The organism is Deltaproteobacteria bacterium, assembly GCA_016178705.1.
Taxonomy (GTDB): domain Bacteria; phylum Desulfobacterota; class Binatia; order HRBIN30; family JACQVA1; genus JACOST01.
Map to the genome: position 1 here is coordinate 22,279 of JACOST010000019.1, position 23,112 is coordinate 45,390.

General features: G+C 64.0%; 14 protein-coding genes. 2 read left to right on the forward strand and 12 right to left on the reverse strand.

What is annotated here, in order from left to right:
- Nucleotides 1-38 precede the first annotated feature (38 nt).
- The 5 genes from hflX to guaB form a co-directional block, all read right to left on the reverse strand.
- Nucleotides 39-1,304, reverse strand: a complete 1,266-nt coding sequence (gene hflX / locus HYR72_14040; protein ID MBI1816095.1) for a GTPase HflX — start codon at nucleotides 1,302-1,304, stop codon at nucleotides 39-41.
- Between the two features lie 261 nt (nucleotides 1,305-1,565).
- Nucleotides 1,566-2,597 carry a hypothetical protein gene (locus HYR72_14045; protein ID MBI1816096.1) on the reverse strand — a complete coding sequence of 344 codons (1,032 nt, stop codon included), beginning with the start codon at nucleotides 2,595-2,597 and terminating at the stop codon, nucleotides 1,566-1,568.
- A gap of 71 nt (nucleotides 2,598-2,668) precedes the next feature.
- Nucleotides 2,669-6,148: a DNA polymerase III subunit alpha gene (dnaE, locus tag HYR72_14050; protein ID MBI1816097.1), complete on the reverse strand. Its 3,480-nt coding sequence runs from the start codon at nucleotides 6,146-6,148 to the stop codon at nucleotides 2,669-2,671.
- Between the two features lie 128 nt (nucleotides 6,149-6,276).
- The gene (gene guaA, locus HYR72_14055; GenBank protein ID MBI1816098.1) at nucleotides 6,277-7,806 is read right to left on the reverse strand and encodes a glutamine-hydrolyzing GMP synthase; all 1,530 of its coding nucleotides are present in this window, start codon (nucleotides 7,804-7,806) and stop codon (nucleotides 6,277-6,279) included.
- Between the two features lie 118 nt (nucleotides 7,807-7,924).
- Nucleotides 7,925-9,394 (reverse strand): IMP dehydrogenase, encoded by a 1,470-nt coding sequence (gene guaB / locus HYR72_14060; GenBank protein ID MBI1816099.1) that lies wholly within the window; start codon nucleotides 9,392-9,394, stop codon nucleotides 7,925-7,927.
- 408 nt (nucleotides 9,395-9,802) lie between these two features.
- Here guaB and HYR72_14065 point away from each other — a divergent pair, with 408 nt between their 5' ends.
- A complete protein-coding gene (locus HYR72_14065) occupies nucleotides 9,803-10,318 on the forward strand; it encodes a gamma carbonic anhydrase family protein (GenBank protein ID MBI1816100.1) in 516 nt (171 codons plus the stop codon).
- Nucleotides 10,319-10,502: 184 nt separating this feature from the next.
- Here the strand turns inward: HYR72_14065 and der are convergent, their stop codons facing one another.
- The 7 genes from der to HYR72_14100 form a co-directional block, all read right to left on the reverse strand.
- Complete coding sequence (gene der, locus HYR72_14070; GenBank protein MBI1816101.1) at nucleotides 10,503-11,951, reverse strand: ribosome biogenesis GTPase Der; 1,449 nt, start codon at nucleotides 11,949-11,951, stop codon at nucleotides 10,503-10,505.
- Between the two features lie 72 nt (nucleotides 11,952-12,023).
- The gene (locus tag HYR72_14075) at nucleotides 12,024-12,788 is read right to left on the reverse strand and encodes a glycosyltransferase family 2 protein (GenBank protein MBI1816102.1); all 765 of its coding nucleotides are present in this window, start codon (nucleotides 12,786-12,788) and stop codon (nucleotides 12,024-12,026) included.
- Between the two features lie 17 nt (nucleotides 12,789-12,805).
- Nucleotides 12,806-13,705, reverse strand: a complete 900-nt coding sequence (era, locus tag HYR72_14080; GenBank protein MBI1816103.1) for a GTPase Era — start codon at nucleotides 13,703-13,705, stop codon at nucleotides 12,806-12,808.
- A 360-nt stretch (nucleotides 13,706-14,065) separates the two neighbouring features.
- Nucleotides 14,066-16,180, reverse strand: a complete 2,115-nt coding sequence (locus HYR72_14085; protein MBI1816104.1) for a hypothetical protein — start codon at nucleotides 16,178-16,180, stop codon at nucleotides 14,066-14,068.
- A 439-nt stretch (nucleotides 16,181-16,619) separates the two neighbouring features.
- Nucleotides 16,620-18,314: a methyltransferase domain-containing protein gene (locus tag HYR72_14090; protein ID MBI1816105.1), complete on the reverse strand. Its 1,695-nt coding sequence runs from the start codon at nucleotides 18,312-18,314 to the stop codon at nucleotides 16,620-16,622.
- Nucleotides 18,311-20,431 carry a hypothetical protein gene (locus HYR72_14095; GenBank protein ID MBI1816106.1) on the reverse strand — a complete coding sequence of 707 codons (2,121 nt, stop codon included), beginning with the start codon at nucleotides 20,429-20,431 and terminating at the stop codon, nucleotides 18,311-18,313. Before HYR72_14095 ends, HYR72_14090 begins: the two co-directional genes overlap by 4 nt.
- Nucleotides 20,432-20,680: 249 nt before the next feature.
- The gene (locus HYR72_14100; GenBank protein MBI1816107.1) at nucleotides 20,681-21,733 is read right to left on the reverse strand and encodes an acyltransferase; all 1,053 of its coding nucleotides are present in this window, start codon (nucleotides 21,731-21,733) and stop codon (nucleotides 20,681-20,683) included.
- Between the two features lie 172 nt (nucleotides 21,734-21,905).
- Here HYR72_14100 and HYR72_14105 point away from each other — a divergent pair, with 172 nt between their 5' ends.
- Nucleotides 21,906-23,066, forward strand: a complete 1,161-nt coding sequence (locus HYR72_14105) for an ATP-binding protein (protein MBI1816108.1) — start codon at nucleotides 21,906-21,908, stop codon at nucleotides 23,064-23,066.
- The last annotated feature ends 46 nt before the right edge of the window (nucleotides 23,067-23,112 follow it).

A 23,112-nucleotide genomic window follows, 5' to 3' on the forward strand; every position in this document is an offset into this window, starting at 1 on the left:
TGGATCGGAGTTCTAGACTTCTGCCTACTGCCCTCTGCCTACTGCCTACTACCCGCCGCCAGCTCCTTGCGCACTTGGCCGGCCAGCTTGGGCGGAACCACCGCGCTGACCTCGACGTGACCGTCGACATACTCGGTGGTGAGCACGCGCCCGCGCTGGTGCAAGCGTGCGAGCAAGTCGCCCCGGGCACTAGGGATGGAGAAGTGAACGCGTTCTTGCGCTTGCGCCAGTACGCGGGCGACCTCGCCGAGTAGCGCCGCCATGCCGCGACCGGTGCGCGCCGAGATGGCGCAATGAGTGCCCACGCGTGGCACCGCACTCTCCGCCGGCAGACGATCGAGCTTGTTCATCGCCAGGATCGTGGCGATCTCGCTGACGCCGATCTCACCGAGGACTTGCTCAACCACGCGGATCTGTTCTTCGGCGTGGGCGCTGCTGGCATCGACGACGTGCAGCAGGAGATCCGCGGTGCGGACTTCTTCGAGCGTGCTCTTGAAGGCGTCGACGAACCCGTGCGGCAGCTTGTGAATGAATCCCACCGTATCGACCAGCAGCGCCTGACCGCCATCGGGCAACTTGAGGCGGCGCACGGTCGGATCAAGCGTCGCGAACAGTTGATCTTCCACCAACACCCCGGCATCGGTGAGGTGATTCATCAGCGTCGACTTGCCCGAGTTGGTGTAGCCGACCAACGCGACGACTGGATACGGCACCTGCGCGCGGCTGGCGCGGTGCAACCCGCGTGTGCGCGACACCTCGTCGATGCGGCGCCGCAGTGTCGCGAGACGTTCGCGCACGCGCCGGCGATCGACTTCGAGCTGCGTCTCACCGGGGCCGCGCGTCCCGACGCCGCCACCCAGACGCGACAAGTGGGCCCACTGCTTGGTCAGCCGCGGCAGCAGGTATTCGAGCTGCGCCCGCTCGACTTGCAGCTTACCGGCCAAGCTGTGCGCGCGCTGCGCGAAAATAGCGAGAATCAACTGCGTGCGATCGATCACCTTCACGCCGAGCAGCTTTTCGAGATTGCGCTGCTGAGCTGGCGACAGCTCGTCGTCGAAGATCACCGTGGTCGCCATCATCGACTGCGCCAGGTGTTTGACGTCATTAACCTTACCCGAGCCGATGAATGTAGCGGGATTGATGCGCCGGATTGCCTGCAGCACCTTCGCCGCGACGGCGACACCGGCGGTGGCGCTCAGCCGCTCCAACTCCGCTAGCGACTCCTCGCCGTCGAGGCCGTTCGTGCCATACTGCTCGGCGGCAACCAGGATGGCGAGTTCGGGAGACTGTTCGATGGTCAGCACGTATGTTGTCTAGCACGTTGCTGTGCCCGACTCATCGGGCAACAACGACTATCGAAATGAAGTTACCACCGCCTGTGAGGCGTGAGAGCTTCGAGACCTGGCGGCCAGTTGAGTTCCAGATGACTCTTCCCCGGCGCAGAAATCCCCCACGGCACCGTCGCCCTGACGGGAAAACGACCGTCTCAGTCAAGCGATTCAGTTCGTCAGGCGATTCCGCAATGTCGATCAGTGAAACCCCAGGTGACAATCGCCCAGTCTGCGCTAGATCTCGGCCGGAACTTGGTTGTATCGGCCTAGGCTCTCATAGATTGCTTGGGCGAGCGGGGCAGGCAGCACGGGAGGTTCTGGCCTGGTGGGAAGGATGAAGCCCCACTCGCCCACGATACCCGTTTCTCCAGAGGCTACTACTTTCCCATAGTGGGGAGAATAGTTTGTCAGAACCAATGCCGAGAGCGGTGCCGGGTTCTTGTCCACGAATTTCGCCACTGCGCCTGCAGTCTCTTGCCACCAGAGCTTCAGTTCAGGGACTGCATTGGGCACACCGGGAAGGTTCAGATCAAGGAAGACTAAGAACGGCAGGGTGAGCGTCCTCTTTCGAACGGCTCTCCGAATGAGATTTTGGATCGCTTCCGCACTCGGTCGGAACAGAAAGGTCCCTGATTCTGCCATGGCGCCTGGGCGTCGCCGACTCCTCGCCTCGACGGCGACGGTGATGCCAGTCCTTCGGCATGTAGCCAGAAATTCGCACGACGCAGCGCGGTGGCTGGGCTCAAGCCAAGACAGCCTGAAACCTGCCCGAGCCATCACAGCAGCGGCTGCAATCTCGTATCTCGCGCTCTGAAAGGTATCGTGCGCTAGTAGCCGAGACGTAAAGGAGTCGGGCAAGCTATCGGCTGCCTGCAGACAAAAAAGATCATAGGATAGTTGCAACAGTGCAGCTGGCTCACCAGATGCGTCGCACCTAAAGTTCTCGCCAGCAGCTTCGAAGATCCGCGTCCCAATTTCGGAGTTCCAACGCGCAACGGGATGTCGCATCATCGGGGACATGCCCATCTCGCGCTTCAGCCACTCGTGGCCAAATCGCTTGGACAACAGGAAAAACAGAAACTCGTGGAAGGTCCCGCGCTCGGGAGCCGCGTAGATATGTCTCCCGATGGGGTGCCAGCGGTAACCGTAGCGCTTGAAGCTGGGGATCACACGGAGGTGCGGTTCAGCGACGCTTGATTGTGCGAGCAGTGCTTTCAGAACACGAGGTTCAGCCTGAAGCTGGGCAAGAGCCTGGCTCGTAGTCATGGGCATCTCGTGAGAGCTCTCCGAGAGTACACGCACGCGTCAGCGATGAAACCTACGGCTCTGCAACTTGCTCACAGAAACGACGTCACGCCGGTGCCCAACATGCGGTCGATCTCTTCGACCAACCGGTCGCTGGGGGCGACGCGCAAAGCCGACGGCAGGGCGATCACCGTCTCGGTGCGATCGGGCAGCAGTAGATGCAAGAACGTCGGGACGCTGCCGCGATGCTGCGTCAGCGTGTCCCGCAGTTTGTGCAAATGCGAATCGTCGATGCGATCGGCGAGCAGCGCGAAGTGGACCTGTTTCACGGCCTGCTCGCGCGCCGCCGTCAACGGCACGACTTCGTTGGCGATCAGTTGGCAGCGCTCTTCGCCGATGTCCAACGCGCCGTTCACGACGACGGGATCTTCGCCGTGAATCACCGCTTCGCACTTTTTGTAGGTCTCGGGCCACGCGATGACCTCGACGACGCCGGTCTTGTCTTCGAGATTGAAGGTCGCGTAGCGGTCGCCCTTCTTGCTGTTCTTCAACTTGAGCGAGTGAATCACACCGCCGACGCGCAGCTTGTCTTGATGATTGCGCCCGCGCAGGTCGGCGGTGCTAGCGTCGGTGAAGCGACGCAGATCGCGGTCGTACTTGTCGAGCGGATGCCCGGTGATGAAGAAACCGATGGTCTCGCGCTCGGCCTTCAACAGTTCCTTCTGCGGCCACTCTGGCAAATCGGGCAGTGCGGGCGGCGGACTGATCGTGGCCGAGGCGGCACCGAACAATCCCATTTGATTGACGTTCTCCGGTCGGTTGCCCTGCGCCGCCCAGCGCAGGATCAGATCGAGCCCTTCGATCATGCGGCGGCGCGCCACGCCGCAGAACTCGAAGGCGCCGCACTTGATCAGGCTCTCGACCACACGCTTGTTGACCTGCTGCGACTGCACGCGCGTCGCGAAGTCGCCAAGATCGGTGAACGGCCCCGCCGCGCGGGCTTCGACGATCGCCTCGATTGCCTTCGCGCCCACGCCGCGCACCGCACCGAGGCCGAAGCGCAGCGCGCGTTTGCCGTCGGCACCCGTCACCACTGTGAAATCCGCGTGGCTCTCGTTCACATCGGGCGGCAGGATCTGGATCTTGCGCTCGCGGCACTCGGCGATGTTTTTGTAGGTCTTGTCGGTGTCGTCCATCTCGAGTGTCATCAACCCGGCAAGGAATTCCTCCGGGTAGTGCGCCTTGAGATAGGCGGTCTGGTACGAGATCAGCGCATACGCCGCCGAGTGCGACTTGTTGAAGCCGTACGCGGCAAAGGTTTCCATCTGATCGAAAATCTCGCCCGACTGCCTCTCCGCGATCCCTTGCCTGAGCGCGCCGGCGATGAAGCGCTGGCGCTCCTTCCGCATCTTCTCGGGATCCTTCTTGCCCATCGCGCGGCGCAAGTTGTCGGCGTCGCCGAGCGAGTAGCCTGCCAGCACTTGCGCGATCTGCATCACTTGTTCCTGATAGACGATGACGCCGTAGGTATCCTTGAGCACGGGCTTGAGCTTGGGATGCAGGTAGTGCACCTCCTCCTTGCCGTGCTTGCGCTTAATGAATTGATCGACCATGCCGCTGTCGAGCGGACCAGGCCGGAACAGCGCCAGCACGGCGATGATCTCTTCGAAGTTCGACGGCCGCAATTGGGTGACCAAGTTGCGCATGCCGCCCGATTCCATTTGGAAGATACCGACCGTGTCACCCTTGGCGATCAGCTTGTACGTCGCCTTGTCGGTGAATGGCAGGGTGGCGAGATCGATGTTCACCTCGCGCCCCTTGCGGATGCGCTCGACAACCTTGGCAAGCAGCGTCAGCGTTTTCAGGCCGAGGAAATCGAACTTGATTAACCCGATCGCGTCGACTTCCTCCCAGCCGAACTGGGTCATGACGTTGCCATCCTTGTCCTTGAACAGGGGCAGCATCTCGACCAACGGCCGATCGGCGATGACGATGCCGGCGGCGTGCTTCGACGAATGGCGCAGCAGACCTTCGAGCTTGAGCGCATGTTCGAACAGTTGACGCTCACGATCGCCGGCTTCGCGCACTGCCTTGAGGCGCGGCTCCATTTCGAGCGCCTGCGCCAGCGGGAAATCCTTGCCCTGCTTGGCTGCGGGATACAGTTTCGCGATCTTGTCGGTCTCGTTGAAGTTGAAACCGAGCACGCGGCCGACGTCTTTGATCGCCGCTTTTCCCTTCAAAGTTCCAAACGTGATGATCTGCGCGACGCGATCGTCGCCGTACTTCTCGCGCACGTAGCGAATCACTTCGTCGCGCCGCTCGAAACAGAAGTCCATGTCGATATCTGGCATCGACTTGCGTTCGGGGTTGAGGAAGCGCTCGAAGAGCAAATTGTACGGCAACGGATCGAGATCGGTGATGCGCAGCGCGTACGCCACCAGACTGCCCGCGGCCGAGCCGCGGCCGGGTCCGACCGGGATGCCGGCGCCTTTGGCGAAGTTGGTGAAGTCGGCGACGATGAGCAGGTAGCCGGCGAAACCCATCTTCTGGATGACGCCGATCTCCAGCGCCAGCCGGTCGCGATAGGTGACCTCGCGCTCCGCCGACCAATCGGGTTGCGTGCGCAGGGAATCTAACCGCGCGTCGAGCCCGCGCCCGGCTTCGCGTTCGAGATGCGCGTCGAGCGTTTCGTTGTCGGGCGCGGTGAAGACCGGAAACTGATACTTGCCGAACGTCAGTTCGAGATCGCAGCGGCGCGCGATGTCGACGCTGTTGGCGATCGCCTCTGGATACTGCGGAAACGCCGACGACATCTGTTCCGGCGTCTTGACGAACAACTGATCGGTCTCGAAGCGCCAGCGGGTTGGATCGTCGAGGGTCTTGCCGGTCTGGATGCACAGCAACACCTCGTGCGCGTGCGAGTCCTCGGGTTGGAGGTAGTGGCAATCGTTGGTGGCGACCAGCGGCAAGCCCATCTCGTTGGCGAGGCGGATCAGTTCGACATTCGCGCGGTCCTGTTGCGGCAAGCGGTTGTCCTGGATCTCGACGTAGTAGCGATCGTCGAAGATGCCGCGATACTCGTCGAGCGCTTGCCGCGCGCGATCCATCGAGCCGGCCGCGATCGCCTGATTCACTTCGCTGGCGAGACAGCCCGACAGCGCGATCAACCCGCCGTTCAACTCACGCAGCAGCTCCTTGTCGATGCGCGGCTTGTAGTAGAAGCCTTCGGTGTAGCCGAGGGTCACCAGACGGCAGAGGTTGCGGTAACCCTCCTGGTTCATCGCCAAGAGGATGAGGTGATAGTTGCCGCCGCTCTCGTGATCGTCGCCGCGCACCGGACGTTTGTCGTGTCGGCTGCCGGGCGCGACGTACACCTCGCAGCCGAGGATCGGCTTCACGCCGGCATCGACCGCGGTCTTGTAGAATTCCACGGCGCCGAACATGTTGCCGTGATCGGTCATCGCCACCGCGGGCATCCCGGCCGCCTTCACTCGCGGGATCAGCGCCTCGATCTTGTTGGCGCCATCGAGCAGCGAATACTGCGTGTGCAGATGCAGATGAACGAAACTCATACCACCCCCTCAACAACCCTGCCCAATGCGGAATGCGGAATTCGGAATGCGGAATTTCGGAAATGCGCCGGAGAAAGGCCCAATCCGTTCCGCATTCCGCATTCGACACTCCACATTCCGCATTCGCATCACTCCCATTCGATCGTCGCTGGCGGCTTCGACGAGATATCGTAGACCACGCGGTTGACGCCGCGCACTTCATTGATGACCCGGCTGGAGATGCGCGCCAGCAGATCGTACGGCAAGCGCGCCCAGTCGGCGGTCATCCCGTCGACGCTGGTGACTGCTCGCAACGCGAGCACGTTCTCGTAGGTGCGCTCATCGCCCATCACACCGACCGTCTTCACCGGCAGCAGCACGCAGAACGATTGCCAAATCTGGTCGTACTGGCCGGCGGCTCGCACTTCTTCGTTCATGATCGCGTCGGCGTGCTGCAGCACCGCCACGCGGGCGGCGGTCACCTCGCCGATGATGCGAATCGCCAAGCCGGGGCCGGGAAACGGATGCCGGCCAACAATTTCGGTCGGCAGCCCGAGCAGCTTGCCCAGCTCGCGCACCTCGTCTTTGAACAGCTCGCGCAGCGGTTCGACCAACTCGAACTTCATCCGCTCGGGCAGCCCGCCGACATTGTGATGGCTCTTGATGGTCGCCGACGGTCCCTTGAAGGACACCGACTCGATCACGTCGGGATACAGCGTCCCTTGCGCGAGGAAGCGCACGTCACGCAAATCGCGCGCCGCTTCCTCGAACACCTCGATGAACGTCGCGCCAATGATGCGGCGCTTCTGCTCGGGATCTTCGATGCCCGCCAGCCGATCGAGAAATCGTGCCGACGCATCGATGCACTCGACACGGAAGTGAAAGCGATCGCGCAACTGCGTCATGACCAATTTCGCCTCGTCGCGCCGCAGCACGCCATTGTCGACGAAGAGGCAGGTGAGCTGGTCGCCGATGGCGTGATGCAACAGCGCGGCGACGACGGTCGAGTCGACTCCGCCGCTCAGCCCGCAGACGACACCCGAGGTACCCACGCGCGCGCGGATGCGCGCGCTCTCGCGAGCGACGAAGTTGTCCATCGTCCAGTCCGCGCGCGCATGACAAATCTTCAGGACGAAGTTTTCGAGAATTTTGCGGCCGTCGCGAGTGTGCACGACTTCGGGATGGAATTGCACGCCGAACAGCCGCCCATCGGCATCGCGGCAGGCGGCGATCGGCGAGTTGGCGCTGTGCGCGAGCGCGCGCCACCCCGCGGGCAAGCGCTCCATGCGATCGCCATGACTCATCCACACGGGAGTGGTGCCGACATCGAGGCCAGCGAAGAGATCGCTGGTATCGTCGACGATCAAATCCGCGGGTCCGAACTCGCGCCGGTCCGTTGCCGCCACCAAGCCACCGCGCTGTTGCAGAAAAATGCCCATCCCGTAGCAAATGCCGAGCACCGGCACGCCGAGATCGAGCATGCGCGGATCCGAGATCGGCGAGTCGGCGGCATACACGCTCGCCGGCCCGCCCGACAGAATGATGCCCTCCGGTCGCATCGCCTTGATGCGTTCGATCGACAACGAGAACGGGTGCAGCTCGCAGTAAACCTTCGCTTCGCGCACGCGCCGCGCGATCAGTTGCGTGTACTGGCCGCCAAAGTCGAGAATCAGAATCATGACCAATGCGGAGTGCGGAGTGCGGAGTGCGGAATCACGATCCGCACCACCAGCCCCGCTATCCAGCCTCCTTCATTCCTCATTCCCCACTCCGCATTCCGCATTCCGAATTCCGCATTCATTCCCTTCGATAGTTCGGCGCTTCCTTGGTGATGAACACGTCGTGAACGTGGCTCTCCTGCAACGACGCCTGCGTCACCTTCATAAAGCGGGCGTTGGCGTGCAAGTCGGCCATCGTCCGGCAGCCGCAATAGCCCATGCCGGCCTGCAGGCCGCCGACCATCTGATGGACGATGAACGACAGCGGACCTTTGTGCGGGACGCGGCCCTCGATTCCCTCCGGCACCAACTTGAGCTGCGACTCCTCGTCATCCTGCGCGTAGCGATTGCGACTGCCCTCGCGCTCGCGCATCGCTTCGAGCGAGCCCATGCCGCGGTAGAGTTTGTACGTGCGGCCTTGAAACAGGATCGTTTCGCCCGGGCTCTCTTCCGTGCCGGCGAACAAACTGCCGATCATCACCGAGTGCGCGCCCGCGGCGAGCGCTTTGGTGACGTCGCCGGAAAATTTGATGCCGCCATCCGCGATCACCGGCACGCCATGATCGCGCGCGACCTTCACGCAATCGGCGACGGCGGTCAGTTGCGGAATGCCTACGCCAGAAACCACGCGCGTCGTACAGATCGACGCCGGCCCCATCCCGACTTTGATGCCGTCGGCACCGGCACGCGCGAGGGCGCGCGCGCCTTCGATTGTGGCGACGTTGCCGGCGACGACATCAACCTGCGGGAAGGCTTGCTTCAACTCCTGCAGCGTCTCGATCACGTTGGCGGAGTGGCCGTGCGCGGTGTCGATCACCAGCACGTCGGCACCGGCGCGCACGAGCTTCTCCGCGCGCACCATCCGATCATCGCCGGTGCCAATCGCGGCGCCGACGCGCAAGCGGCCGAGTGGGTCCTTGCAGGCGTTGGGAAACTGCGCCGCCTTCTGGATGTCCTTCACCGTCAGCAGGCCCGTGAGGCGGCCCTCGTCGTCGACGATGAGCAACTTCTCGATGCGGTTGGCGTGCAACAGCTCCTTCGCCTTCTCGGGATCGATGCCGACCTTGCCGGTGATGAGGTGGTCCTTGGTCATCACCTCGCTCACCTTGCGATCGAGCCGCTTCTCGAAGCGCAGATCGCGGTTGGTGAGGATGCCGACGAGACGACCGTCCTTGACCACCGGGAGGCCGGAGATGTGATTGCGGTGCATGACCTCGAGCGCATCGGCAATACGTTGATCCGGGTGAACGGTGAGTGGATCGAGGACGATGCCGCTCTCCGACTTCTTCACCTTCTCGACTTCGCGCGCTTGATCGTCGGCCGCGAGATTGCGATGCACCACGCCGAGACCGCCTTCCTGCGCCATCGCAATCGCGGTGTGCGACTCGGTCACCGTGTCCATCGCCGCACTCACCAGCGGGATGTTGAGAGCGACGCGGCGCGAGAACAACGTGCTCACGTCGGCTTCGCGCGGCAGGAACGTCGACTCGCCAGGCACGAGCAGCACATCATCGAACGTCAGGCCTTCGGGCATGTCGTAGGTAAACATCACGACCTCCGAGTCAGCGCACCGGTGCGCTCGCTGCAGAGCGCGCCGCCGGTTTTCGCGAGTTGAATTTGAGATTGGAGGGAACCATGTGGTCTCGTATCAAAACCCTAGGGGTGTGACAAGCCCCAAGTGGCAACCACCATATCTTGTGGTAGGAGCGGCTTTGCGGGGAAGTCGCCCCTCGATACGCCGCCCTTCGATACGAAGCCTGCGGTTTCTACTTGTCCCGCTACTCGGGGAAATGGTTGCCTTCAGAGGGGCCCCCGAAGCCGTTTGCCCGAGTGCGAGCGGAGCGAGCGTATCGAGGGCCGAGGCCCCGTCGGATTCCGCGCCACGGCCCACGAGGCCTCACTGCGGGCATCCCAATGAACCTTTCCGCCCCAGCGTTGGGTTTGCTATGCACCGGCGGTGCTCTACCCGTTCAACGGCAAACGTCCGCAGTTGCACGCCAGCGTGTACGTCCACGCCAGCGCTCAGATCATCGGCGACGTCGTCATCGCCGCCGACTCCAGCGTGTGGCCAAACGTCGTCGTGCGCGGTGACGTCGGTCCGATTCGCATCGGCGCGCGGAGCAACATCCAAGACAACTCGACGGTGCATGTCACTCGCGACCGCTTCGGCACCATCATCGGCGACGACGTGACCGCCGGACACAACGTGACCCTGCACGGCTGTACGATCGGCAACTTGTGCCTGATCGGCATCGGAGCGATCGTCCTCGATGGCGTCGAAGTCGGTGACGAGTGTCTCGTCGGTGCCGGCGCGTTGCTGACGCCGGGCACCAAGATCCCGCCGCGACAGTTGGTGCTCGGGAGTCCGGCCAAGATCGTCCGCCCGTTGCACGACGACGAACTCGCGCATCTCCGGCAATCGGCACAGAACTACCTGGAACACGCGCGCGCCTATCGCGCGCAGGGAGTCTGATTCTGCTTCACCCCAACCGAGGAGAGACAACCGCCGATGAACGCAGATGCGGAATTCGACGCGACTCATCGCTTGATCACCAAATGCATTTCGATGAGGCTCATCGATTTCTCCGCTCTCGCAGAAGCTCTGATCGGCGAGCATCGGCGTCTATCGGCGGTTCCGTTCGATTTTCCCTCTGCGCTTACCGTCCGCGCCGTGACCCGCGCGGACGGGCAGGCTGCTTACGTTTGCCGGTGGATGCCGGACGCACGCGATCGGCATCGCGGGGACGCGAACGAAAGCGCAACTGCAGCGGCGTGCCATGGAGCTGAAAGGCCGCACAAAACTGATTGCGTAGGTAGCGTTCGTACACCGACGGCACCGCCTCCGCCGTACCGGTGAAGACCGTGATCGCAGGCGGCGCGCTGCCGGTTTGCGTGGCGTAGTAGAAGACCGGCCGCTTGCCCTGCACACTCGGCGGCGCTTGCGCGGCGATGGCCTCCTTCAACACCTGATTCACCCGTGCGGTCTGCATTTGCGCCTGGTGGCCGGCGGCCACAGCTTCGATCGCCGGAACAATGCGGCTGATGCCCAACCCCGTCAGTGCGGACACGAACACGATCGGCGCGTCGGCCAGCGATGGGTAGCGCCACGCCAGCGTCTCGCGATATTTCTTTTCGTCGCGCTCACTCCGCGACACCGCATCCCACTTGTTCACCACCAGCACCAAGGCGCGCCCCCGTTCCCATGCGTAGCCGGCGATGCGCGCGTCTTGCTCAGCCAACTCCGCGGTGCCGTCGAGCACGACCAGCGCGATTTCCGCGCGGTCGAGTGCCCGCAGCGCGCGCGCGGCACTGGCCCGTTCGATGCCCTCGTGAACCTTCGGGCGGCGCCGAATACCCGCGGTGTCGATCAGGACGTAAGGTCGCGCATTTAACATGACGGCCGAATCCACGGCGTCACGCGTTGTCCCTGGGATCGGCGACACGATGGCGCGCTCGTCGCCGACGAGCCGATTCAGCAACGACGACTTGCCGACGTTGGGACGGCCGACGATCGCCAGCGCCGTCGGCTTGTCATGCGGCCGCGCCGCTTCGGACTCCGCCGCCGGCAGCGCGGCAAACACATCGTCCATCAACTCGCCGACGCCGCGGCCGTGCGCGGAGGAAATCGGATACACCCGCTCGACACCGAGACGGAAGAAGTCCACCGCGTCGTCATCGAGACTCACGGTGTCGAGCTTATTCACAGCGAAGAATACCGGCTTGGGAGACTGCCGCAGGCGCTGCACCAGCGCGCGATCCAGCGGCGTGAAACCGGCGCGACCGTCCAACAACACGATGATCGCATCGGCGTCGGCGCTGGCCCGGTCCGACTGCGCGCGCACTGCCGCCAGCAACGCATCACCATCGTGCGACTCGTCTTCAACCCCACCGGTATCAACCAAGCGGAACGGACGGCCGCCCCAATGCGCCAGCGCTTCGTTGCGATCGCGCGTCACCCCGGGGGTCGCATCGACCACTGCGCGCGGAGCGTGGATCAGCCGATTGAACAACGTCGACTTGCCCGCGTTCGGGCGTCCAACGATCGCAACTAAAGGCGCATTCGGGGGCTGCCCGCGGCGCGTGTCACTGAATCTGTCGTGGGCCATAGGTTGAATTACAGAACACCGCCGTCGCTCCGCCCCGCCGGCGAGCGCATCACTGCGCCACCGTCGCAGCCGCTAGTCATGGCGGACGGCGTTCTCGATGATCGTGTAGACCGCGGCGAAGGCGTCCTTGAGGCCGATCTTCTTGCCTTGCGCGTACTGTCGGCCGCTGTACGAGCAACCGACTTCGTAAATGCGGGCTTGCCGGCGCGCCAGCTTGGCGGTCACTTCGGGTTCGAAGCCAAAGCGCTGCGAACGCAACGACAGTTGCTTGATCACGTCGGCACGGAACGCCTTGGCGCCGGTTTCCATGTCGGTGAGGTTGAGATTGGTGAACATGTTCGACAGCAGCGTGAGCAGCTTGTTACCGATCATGTGCCAGAAAAAGAGCACGCGGTGCGGCGCGCCACCTACGAAGCGCGAGCCGTAGACCGCGTCGGCGCGGCCGTCGAGGATGGGGCCGATCAGCGTCGGATACTCCGCCGGATCATACTCCAAGTCGGCATCTTGAATCACCACGACATCGCCGCTGACGGCGCGAAGGCCGGCGTGCAAGGCAGCGCCCTTGCCCTGGTTCGGCGACTGATACAACACGCGCAGCGTGTTGCTGATCCCCGGCGGCCCGTCGATTCCCTGCGCTTCGATCTCGCGCAGCAGCCGCGGCGTGTCGTCGCTGGAACCGTCGTCGACGACGATGACTTCCTTGCGCAGCGGCACCGCGGCCACCCGTCGGAGGATCTCGCGAATGGTGGTCTGCTCGTTGTACACCGGGACGACCACCGAGAGCGTGAAGCGCTCGGCATCGATCGGCGTCAGGGTCGGAACCGCTGAGTCGGACATGGCGGGCGGGGTCCGGCTCAGAGGCCGAACTCTTTGAGGCGCGCCGGATGCGTTGGCCAGTCTTCAGTGACTCGCACGAACAATTCGAGAAACACGCGGCGATCGAGCAGCGTTTCGATCTCTTCGCGCGCGGCTTGGCCGATGGCCTTGATGCGGCTGCCGCGCTGGCCGATGACGATCGGCTTCTGCGAGTCGCGCGCGACGTTGATGGTGGCCTTGATGACGACCAGCGATTGTTTGGGTTTCTCGGTGAACTCATCGATGGTCACCGCCACCGCGTAAGGCACTTCCTCGCGGGTTTCGAGGATCACTTTCTCGCGGATGATCTCGGCGACAATGACGCGCTCGCTCTGATCGGTGATCTCGTCGCCGGGATACAGGGCCGGACCGAGGGGCAGCGACTCGGCCAACACGGCGAGTAAGCGGTCAAGGTTGTCGGACGTGATCGCACTCACCGGAACGATCGGCCATTCCGGACACAACCGCCCCAACTCGCCGAGCACCGGCAGCAATCCATCTTTCGAAATCAGATCAATCTTGGTGAGCGCCACGATCAATGGCTTGCTGCTGTCACGGGCGAGGTCGTGCACGCGCCGATCGGCGGGTTGCACGCCGGCGGCAGCATCGACGAGCCACAGCACGACGTCGGCTTCGTCGAGCGCGCGCCGCGCCACATCGACCATGCGCGCATTGAGCAAACCGCGCGGCTCATGCACTCCCGGCGTATCGAGGAAGAGGACCTGTGCCTGCGGCAGCGTTTTGATCCCAAGGATGCGCGTGCGCGTGGTTTGCGGCTTGGGCGTCACGGCAGCCACCTTGCGGCCGACCAGCGCGTTGAGCAGCGTCGACTTGCCGACGTTGGGCCGGCCCAGCAGGGCGACGAAACCGGAGCGATGTTCAGAAACCGTGCTCTCCACTGCGGACACGCGAGGGACTTAATACAGCCGCGAGCGGCGAGCAACGGGGGCCTCGCGGAACCATCTCTGATGTGACAGAAAATTCACCGCCGAACGCGGAGGTCGCAGAGAGAGAGCCGCCACGAGAGCATTCGAGCTATTTTCGCTCAGCTCATTGTTGGCGGACTTCAGTTTGGCTCCCTCGTCGTGTCTCGCTCTATGCCTCGGCCCGCTCGGCACGCTCCGCTGTGAATCCGGCTATGTCGCATCAGGGCTAACCAGCAGCCATCTCGTATCAGTGAATGGAGAGAGGTGAACCCGTAAGGCGTGACCGGTTCTGACCCCCAACCCCTAACCCCCTAACCCCTGACCCTGACCGGGTCATGGGGTGTTGCTCTCCGGCGGCGGTGGCGGGCGCACCCGTACGGCACGGCGAGCGATGATCAAGTCCGGCCGAGCGACCGGCGCCACCGTCACCTGATACTCGCCGAAGGTCGGCGGTATCGGCGTCAGAAATCGTTGCCGGTCGCGGCTACCCGGCGGCAGCGCGAGCGGCAGCAGCAGCGAGATTGGAGATGTCAGCGTCGTCGTCCCGGCCGCGTCGGTCCAAACCATCTGCAGCGCGGTGAGCGCGAGCGGCTCGGGGTGGCGGTACATGACTTCGGCGCCATTGCGGAAGTCCAGCTCGATATTGTCCAACGGCGGGCCGACCTCGGCGACCACCGGGGGCGGCTCACTGGTGGCGAGCATGGCGAAGTCACTCGCAACCGGTCGGTCATCCTCGATGCGATACACCACGTGGGTTCCCGAACGACCGATCCGCACGAACCGTCCCCGACCGTGGAGCCGTGGACCCGGCCGTTCCACCGAGCGCAGCCGCTCGTCGTGCGGATACAGGCTCGACGATTTGAGCACCTCCTCATGCACGACGACGGCCCGGAATCCCAACGCGTAGAGCGCCTCGGCCGCGCCGGCCGCGGGCACTTCAGCGGCGAGTCGCTCCATCGCGCTCTGCACCGGTGTGAGGAAAGAGTTGTAGCAGGCGGCCAGCGGGTACTCATGGAACGCTCCGAGGAATAGACAGTGGCCCATGAAATCCAAAATCATCTCGAAGCTGTCGAACCGGAAAGGCAGATCCAACACCGGGCCCTCAATCGCGTCCGCGTACAAATCCAACAAGTCTCGGTCGGGCCGGGCGACCCATGGCTCCAAGGCGGTTGAGCGATCGAAGCTCGCGCTCGTCACCGGCGTCCAAAAGATCTCCACCAGAGCCCCCGCGGCAATCACCGCCACCGTGAGTATGCCGATCCACCGCCGACAGTGCGCGGTGAGCCAGGCAACGCCGTAGGCCGCGAGCAGCGCGGCCACGAGAACTACCCCGAGACGCAGGCAGCCGCCGGCGCGCACCGCGTCCATTCCAGGTATCAGACGGCTCACCAAGAAAAATAACGACGGCACCGACACGGTCGTAAAAGGAATCGGGATAAACCACACCGACGCCCACAATGTCAGGGCGGCGGCGATCAGCAGCGCCGCCCGCGGATCATCGGCGCGCATCCAACGCCGGTTGCGAATCCGATCGATCACGCCCAGCATCCCAAGCACGAGCATCAGCGAGCCGGGATAGGCCACCCCACCGAACCCGAAACTCGACACATCGTTCAACAGCGACTGGCGTGCCTGCAGCACCCCCCACGTCGCACGCGTCTGCAGATACGGGTGAAACACGACGACGGCGACTCCGCTACTCGCAACGCCGACCGCGAACAGTTTGAGTGCCAGCGCCGGCAGCCGCCGCACATGGCGCACCATGAGAGACAGCCCGTACACGCCGCCAATGAGCACCAGCGCGAGGACCGCGTAGAAGCTTTCAAGCAGTTGCAACGCGATCGCCACCGCGAGCCCGGCGGCATCGCGCCAGCGCTCGCGCGCGAACAGCCGGTGCGTGCATACGAGAGCGATCGGGATCCATTGGTACGCGACCACGAACGGGTGCGCGGGATCGCCGACCCGCAGCGGATGAAATCCGAAGAGCAGCCCGGCCACGAATGCCGCGCCTACCGTGCGGGTCCAGTAGAACGCCAGCACGTACATACCCATCGCCCCAAGCCACAGCGTCAGCACCACGACCAGGTTGTACGTTAGGATCGCATCGTGCGTGAGCAGATAGGGCAGTACGCCAAGCAAGCCGCTCCCGAACATGTGCTCGCCGAGCGTGGTGGCGTGCGCCATGGGGTAGCACTGTTCGCTGTCGAAGAGCGCCGATGGGTTGTTCAGGATCGCGCGGGCATTGCGCGCGATTTGGAACACGACCATTTCTTGATCCGAGATCTGGACGTTTCGCCACTCTGAGCCGATCAAATCGGCGGGCAGCGGAAGCGTGGTCGCCGGCGCCGGCCAGACGACCCGCATCGCCCACAGCGCGACCACCGAATAGGCAAGCGCGACGAGCAGGTGAGGAATCAGTCGGCGGCGTGAACTATCCCCATCGATCATTTGCGGCGCATGCCTCTAGTTCTGACGGCCCGTTGAAGAAGACAGCTCGGCATTGCAGGCGAGCAGGCGAGGGCTTTGCACAAGAAGGAGCCCCTCGATACGCAGCCCTTCGATACGAAGCCTGAAGTGACAGAACACTCACCGCCGAGAACGCGGAGGTCGCAGAGAGAGAGTCGGCACGAGAGATTCCAGCTATTTTCATCAACCACATTTGCCATGGACTTTCGTTTCGCTTCTCCGTGGTCTCCCGCTCTTTGGCTCGGCGCTCTCGGCTGCGGCGAATCCGTTTGTGTCACATTGGCGCTATGCCTTCGGCTTCTACTCAGCGCTGCTACTCGGGAAAACGGTTTCTCTTCTCGTACCAATTCAATGCCCGTTTGCCCGAGTAGTGAGCGCAGCGAACGTATCGAGGGCCGTCTCACGTCTCCCGCCTCACGCTTCACGTCTTCCTCAACGTCGCCATGAAGTGTGCGCTGTACGGCGCCCAGCGCGAGCGTTCAAGCCGACGCTCGAGCGGCAACATCCACTGCAGCACCTGGTGCGGAACAAAGTCCGGCACGAAGGTGAAGTAGCTCACTGTCTCGACGCGCAAGCTGTCGCCGACCGGCAAGTCATCGGGGTCGAGCCACAACTCGGTGCCTTCGTCGATGCGCTTGATCAGCGGGAACACGTAACTCATGTAGAAGCGAAAGAGCGGATTGATGACGTTGATCTCGTGCAGAAAGAACACGCCACCGGGTTTCAGTACGCGCGCCGCCTCGGCCAAGGCTTGCTCCTGGCCGGCGCGATCGTCGAGATGGTGGACGATGTTGACGGCGTAGGCGAAATCAAACGTGCCGCTGCGGTACGGCAACGCCGTCGCGCTCGCGTGCGCGACCGCCGCGCCGGTGTGCTGAGCAGCGCGAGCCTGCGCCAACGAGTAGTCGAATCCCACAACCGCCGCGCCGCGCTGGCCGAAGGCGGTCAGGTACCAGCCCAGGCCGCAGCCGATGTCGAGTCCCCGCAATCCGGGCAGCGGCGGCAGGACCGCCATCATCCGCTCGATTTTGCGCCCGACCACAAGATCGCGAATGTGCGGCGGGAGCTGCGCATCATAGACTTCCGACATGCTGTCGAAGTGCGCCTCTTCGCGCGGTTTCCGCACTGCTAGCAGCGCCAGCGCGAGGTGACCCAGGCCCAAGCTAAACCAGAACGTCAGCACCCGCACCGCCACCACGACGGCAAATGCGGCGCGGCTCTCCGCTCCCAACCGGATCAGTTCGTAGCCGAACACCAAGCCGGTCACCCCGGCTCCGCCCGGAGACAAACTCAGCCCACCCAACACCGTCGCCGCGGCAAACAGCGGAGCCACTTGCCAACCGATCACGCCGACCGCGCCCGCCGCTCCACTCAGCGACTGCCGCGTCACGATCAGCGCGACGCCACAGACGACACCCCACGCCAGCACGCCGAGGCCGACGCTCACCAATGTGCGCGGCCCGCTCACCAACTGGGCCGCGAAGTCGGGCGCATCGCCCACGGTGGCGCCGCGCAAGGCGCGATCGACCACCATCACCGACAGGCGCGCCATTCCCGCCACCATGCGTCGGCCGGCGACGGTGGCAAAGGCGACTGGCGGCACCAGAAAGACCCACCAGAAGCGCATGACCAGCCCGCCACGATGAGCGGAGAATCCCAACAATGCCGCAAGCGCGCAGAGCGCGACGACGTCGCACACTCGTTCGTAGAGTGCGACGGTCCAACCCGCCCGCGCGCGCGCGCGATCGCCGCCCCCGATCAGATAACCCTTGAGCGCGATCTCGCCGGCGCACAGCGGCACGAACAACAGCCCGAGCGAGGCGATGTAAATCAGCAAGCTGTCGCGCGTCGGGCAGCGGATGCCGCTGCGCCGCAGCAGATACTGCCAGCGTAGGAACCGGAGGCCAAGATTGACGAGCGTGGCGCCACCCACGAGCACGACGGTCTCGATCCGCAGCAGCGGCGCCAGCGACGTCGCCCACAGACCGAGATGGCCGAGGCCGAGACCACCGTAGTATGCGATCGCGACCGTGACCGTGAGTCCGACGACCAAGGCGACGCCAAGCAGTCGGCGATACGCTGACCAACCGACCGCGAGCTGTGGGGGTGCGATCACGGTGTCGCCCTGGGTTCGAGCGCGGCCTGCACGCGCACGTCGCGGCGCGCGATGATCAAGTCGGGTTGCGCCACCAGCGTCACGACCACCTGGTACAGGCCGGGAGTCGGCGGCACCACGAGCTTGGCGATCTGCCGATCGCGACCACCCGCCGGCAATGCGAGCGGCAGCAGCATCGCGAACTGCTCAGTCGCCACCGCTTGGCCGCTGGTGTCGATCCAACGCGCGAGCAGCGGGGTCCGGCCGAGCGGCTGCGGATGGCGATATGTAATGTTGGCACTGTTGCGGATCACCAACTCTACGTCACTGCGGGGCGGTGTCGTCTCCACTACCCCGAAGGGGATCTCATTGGCTGCCAGCATATCAAAATCCGACGCCACCGAGCGATCGGCCTCGATGCGGTAGACCACGTGAGTGCCGGCGCTTCCGACGCGCACGAAGCGGCCGCGGCCGCGTGTGCCGGGTCGTTCCAAACTGCGCAACTGTTCGTCATGCGGGAACCATGCGAACTCGTCGAGCAGCTCTTCGTGGACGATGACTGACCGAAACCCGAGGGCGTAGAGTGCCTCGGCCGCACCGGCTGCCGGCACCTCATCGGCCAGTCGCTCTATCGCCTCCTGCACCGGCGTGAAGAAGGAGTTGTAGCACGCCGCCACGGGCTGCCGATGGTACGCGGCAAGGAGGAGATAGTGCCCCAGGAACTGGAGGATTGGGTCCGCTGCGAAGTGTAGCGGCAAGTCGAGCACCGGGCCATCGACGTGCTCCGCGAGCAGCGCGAGCAGATCGTCATTCGGCCGCGGCGATACACTCGTCATCTCCGTGGATCGACCAAAGCTGATCTGCGTCACCGGGTTGTAGAACAGCTCGATCAGCGCCGCGGCCGTGATCGCCGCGAGCGCCGTGTGTCGAGCGCGGGTGGTCAACGCCACCACGCCGTAGCCCGCCAGAATCGCGGCCGCCAAATCGACCCCGAGTCGCAACGTACCGCCGGCACGGACCGCGTCGAGCCCAGGAACGACTTGTCCCGCGAGGGTAAACAATGACGGCACGTCCACATCCACTATGGGAATCGTGAACCCCACGATGCTTGCCCACAGCGTCAACAGTCCGGCCGTGAGGATGATCCATCTCGGGTCGTCGGAGCGCGGCCGGTCAGCGCGCGGCCGGTCAACGTGCCGGCGGCGCATGCGATCGATCAGCGCGATCGCCGCCAGCACCAGCAGCACCGAGCCGGCATAGGCGCCGCCCCCGGGTGCGAACTCGCCGACATTCACCAGCCACGTCGGCCGCCCACTCAGCGTGCCCCAGACTGCGCGCGTCCTGAGATACGGCAGGAAGAGCGCGACCGCGAAGGCCCCTGTCGCCGCCACCACCGTCGCGAGCTGTGGCGCGAGCAGACGCAGGCGACGCAGGTTACGCAACCCGAGGTATCCGCCATAGACACCGCCGATGATCGTCAGAGCGATCACCGAATAGAAACTCTCCAGCAGTTGCAGGTTGAGACTGATCACCAACCCCAGTGCGTCGGACCATTTTCCGCGCTCGAACAGACGACGCGCGAACAGCAACGCCAGCGGGATCCACTGATAGCCGATGACGAACGGATGAATCGGATCGCCAACGCGGAGCGGGTGAAAGCCGAACAGCAGGCCGGCCACGAACGCCGCGCCGATGTCGTTGGTCCAGTCCACGACCAACGCGTACACCCCCACGGCGCCGAGCCAGAGGACGAGGACGACAACAGTGTTGTAGACGATCGCCGGATCGCGACTGAGCAGATGCGGTACGACGCCGAGCAGGCCATCGCCGAACATGTGTTCGCCGAGGGTGGTGGCGTGCGGCAGCGGGTAGCACTGTTCGGCGTCGAACAAGGCGGTGGGCTGCGTCACCAGCGTGCGCGCATTGCGCGCGATCAGCCACGCTACCATGCGCTGATCGGAGGTCTCGATGTGCCTCCAGTCGGTCCGCGTGAAATCCGCGGGCATCGGAAACATATGCGCCGGGGCCGGCACCACGACCCGATTCGCCCACAACGCCAGCGCGAGATACAGCGCCAGGGGCGCCGCATGGCGCCGTATCGCGTGCGTCCCTCGAGCGTACCAAGTCACTTCAGCCACCCCCCGCAACCGCCTGCCGCCGTACCTCGATGAGGCGAAGGCGTGGCGCGACCAAGTAGGCTAGACCGACAAGCAACGTCAACCCCGCGACTCCCGCGCTGCTCGCGCCGAAACACAACGCTGCGGCGCCGACAGACGAATTCAAGGCTGCTGGCCGCTGCGCGCGATGATCGCGACCGCAACGCACAATCCCGCGGAAGACGTCCGGCATCCGTCATGCGAAGGCGGGCGTCCAATTGGAGCGGAGGCTCAGCCAATCACGATGCGCGCCGCGCGACCGAAGGCTCGGCGCCCTAGGTACACGACCGCGAGCGCGCCAGCCGCACCGACGACAAATGTGATCGAGTCGACGACTCGATTGGACAGGCCCCATTGCTGGTGCAAAGTGTCGCGGCAACCGTAGCGAAACCCAGCAATGAAAAAGAAATGGTAGAGGTATATGGGATACGTGGCATCGCTCAGCCAGCGCACGATCGGCTGTTCCGGCCAGTCCATCGCGAGCAAGAAGAGGCCGAGCACTGACGCATAGATCACCGCGTATTCCAGCGTCGCACGATCAATCCAACTCTGCCAACTCTGCCAACTCTGCCAACTCGTCCCCGGCGGATACGCCAGCGCGAGCGAGAGCACCACCGCCGTGCCGAGCAATCCGAGACTGGCGATGATCCGCGGGCCTCTCCTCACGGTCACGATCCAAGCCACGTGCTGCGCCGCCCAACATCCGGCGACAAAGTACCCCAACCAGCGCAACGGATTGCGCAGGTTCCAAAAGTACGCGTCCAGCGGCGACGAGTCGGAGAAAGCGATCGTGCCCCGTTCGCAGAGCCATGCCGTGGCGACGAGCACCGCGAGCACCGGCGTCATCGCGCCGGGGACGCGCGCGAGCGGCCAGCTCAGCAACGTCGCCACTATCAGCGGCATCATGAAGTAGTAGACCCCAACGGCGTCGCCGGTGAGAAGGTCCTTTGCGATTTGGTTCAACGGGAGTGGGCCGAGGACCAACCAGCGACCGGCGATCGCGATCGCGCTCGCCACCAGGTACGGCACGAGGATGCGTGTGACCCGAGCGCGGTGGTGGGAGAAATCGACGCGTGCCGGACTGAACGCGAGAAAGCCGGAAGCAAACAGGAACGCGGGCACCGCAAAACGTGTGAGGGCCTCGATGCTCAGGACGATGCCGACCTGCGCTCGCCAGAGCGTCAGATAGGCGTGAATCCAAATGACGGTCAGGATCGCCGCGGCTTTCAGGTAGTCGATCGACGCGTAGCGCTTTCGCCGGCGAGTCGACTGTGTGGCGACCATCCACGCCCCATACTTGGGAGCGGGGCGCGGAGCAAATTCGCACGGGTAACGGAAGACGGGAGACGGGAAACGTCAGATGGCACGGAGCGAGCGTCCCCGTCTTCCGTCTTACGTCTCCCGTCTTCCGTTCCTTGTATAGATCGCCAGCATTTTTACGGCTATTATGCTGGCGATGTATGCACGCGAACTACCCCTGCCGGAGCGCTCGTTCTTTCTGTTCGGCCCGCGCGGCACCGGAAAGACCACGTGGCTCCGTAAAGTGCTGCCCGCGGCGCACCGGGTCGATCTCCTCACCGACCGCGAGCTCATCCGGTTCATGCGCCATCCCGGCCGCTTTACTCAAGAGGTCGAGGCACTACCGGCCGGCACGTGGATCGTCGTCGATGAGGTGCAGAAGCTCCCGCCGCTGCTCAACGAGGTGCAGGACCTCATCGCCAGGCACGGCAAGCGCTATCGCTTCGCGCTGACCGGATCGAGCGCGCGGAAGCTGAAGCGGGGGCAAGTCAATCTCTTGGCGGGCCGCGTGATCAATCGGAAGTTCTTCCCGCTCACGGCGGCCGAGATGGGCCGTGACTTTGCCGTCGATGATGTCCTCCGCTACGGCAGCCTGCCGGCGGTCGTCGCTGAAGACGGAGGTGATGCGGCACGCGTTGATCTGTTGGAAGCCTACAGCGAGAACTATCTCACTCAAGAGATTCGCCAGGAAGCTGTGGTCAAGCGCCTGGATGCCTTCACGCGCTTTCTCGAAGTCGCGGCGTTGATGAATGCCGAGGTGGTCAATGTCGCGGGACTGTCTCGCGACGCGGCCGTCGCGCGGCCGACCGTGCAAGGCTATTTCGAAATTCTCACCGACACCCTGATCGGCACCTGGCTGCCAGCTTGGCGGCCCCGCGCGAAGGTCAAAGAGGTCAAGCATCCGAAGTTCTATTTCTTCGACACCGGAACCGTCCGCGCGCTCGCCGGGCGCCTACGCGAACCGCTCAGCGATCCAGAGCGTGGTCATTTGCTGGAGACCTATGTGTTCCACGAGCTGCGCGCCTACCTGAATCGCTCCGGTTGCGGCGGCCAACTCGCCTACTGGCGCACGCCGGCGGGTTCTGAGGTTGATTTTGTTTGGACCCGCGCCGCCGCGGCCGTCGGCATTGAGGTCAAGGGCGCCACGCGCTGGCGTCAGGGCGATGGCGCCGCGCTCAAGCAATTGGCGGACGCGAAACACTTCAAGCGCGTCTTCGGCGTCTACCTTGGCCAGGAAAGCCTGCGCGACGGACCCGCTCTGATCTTGCCGCTGCGCGAGTTTCTCCGTCGTCTCGCTGCTGGTGAGGTGATCGGCTGACACTCACCCCGCCCGTCTCTCGTTTCCCGTCTCCCGTCTTGTGGAG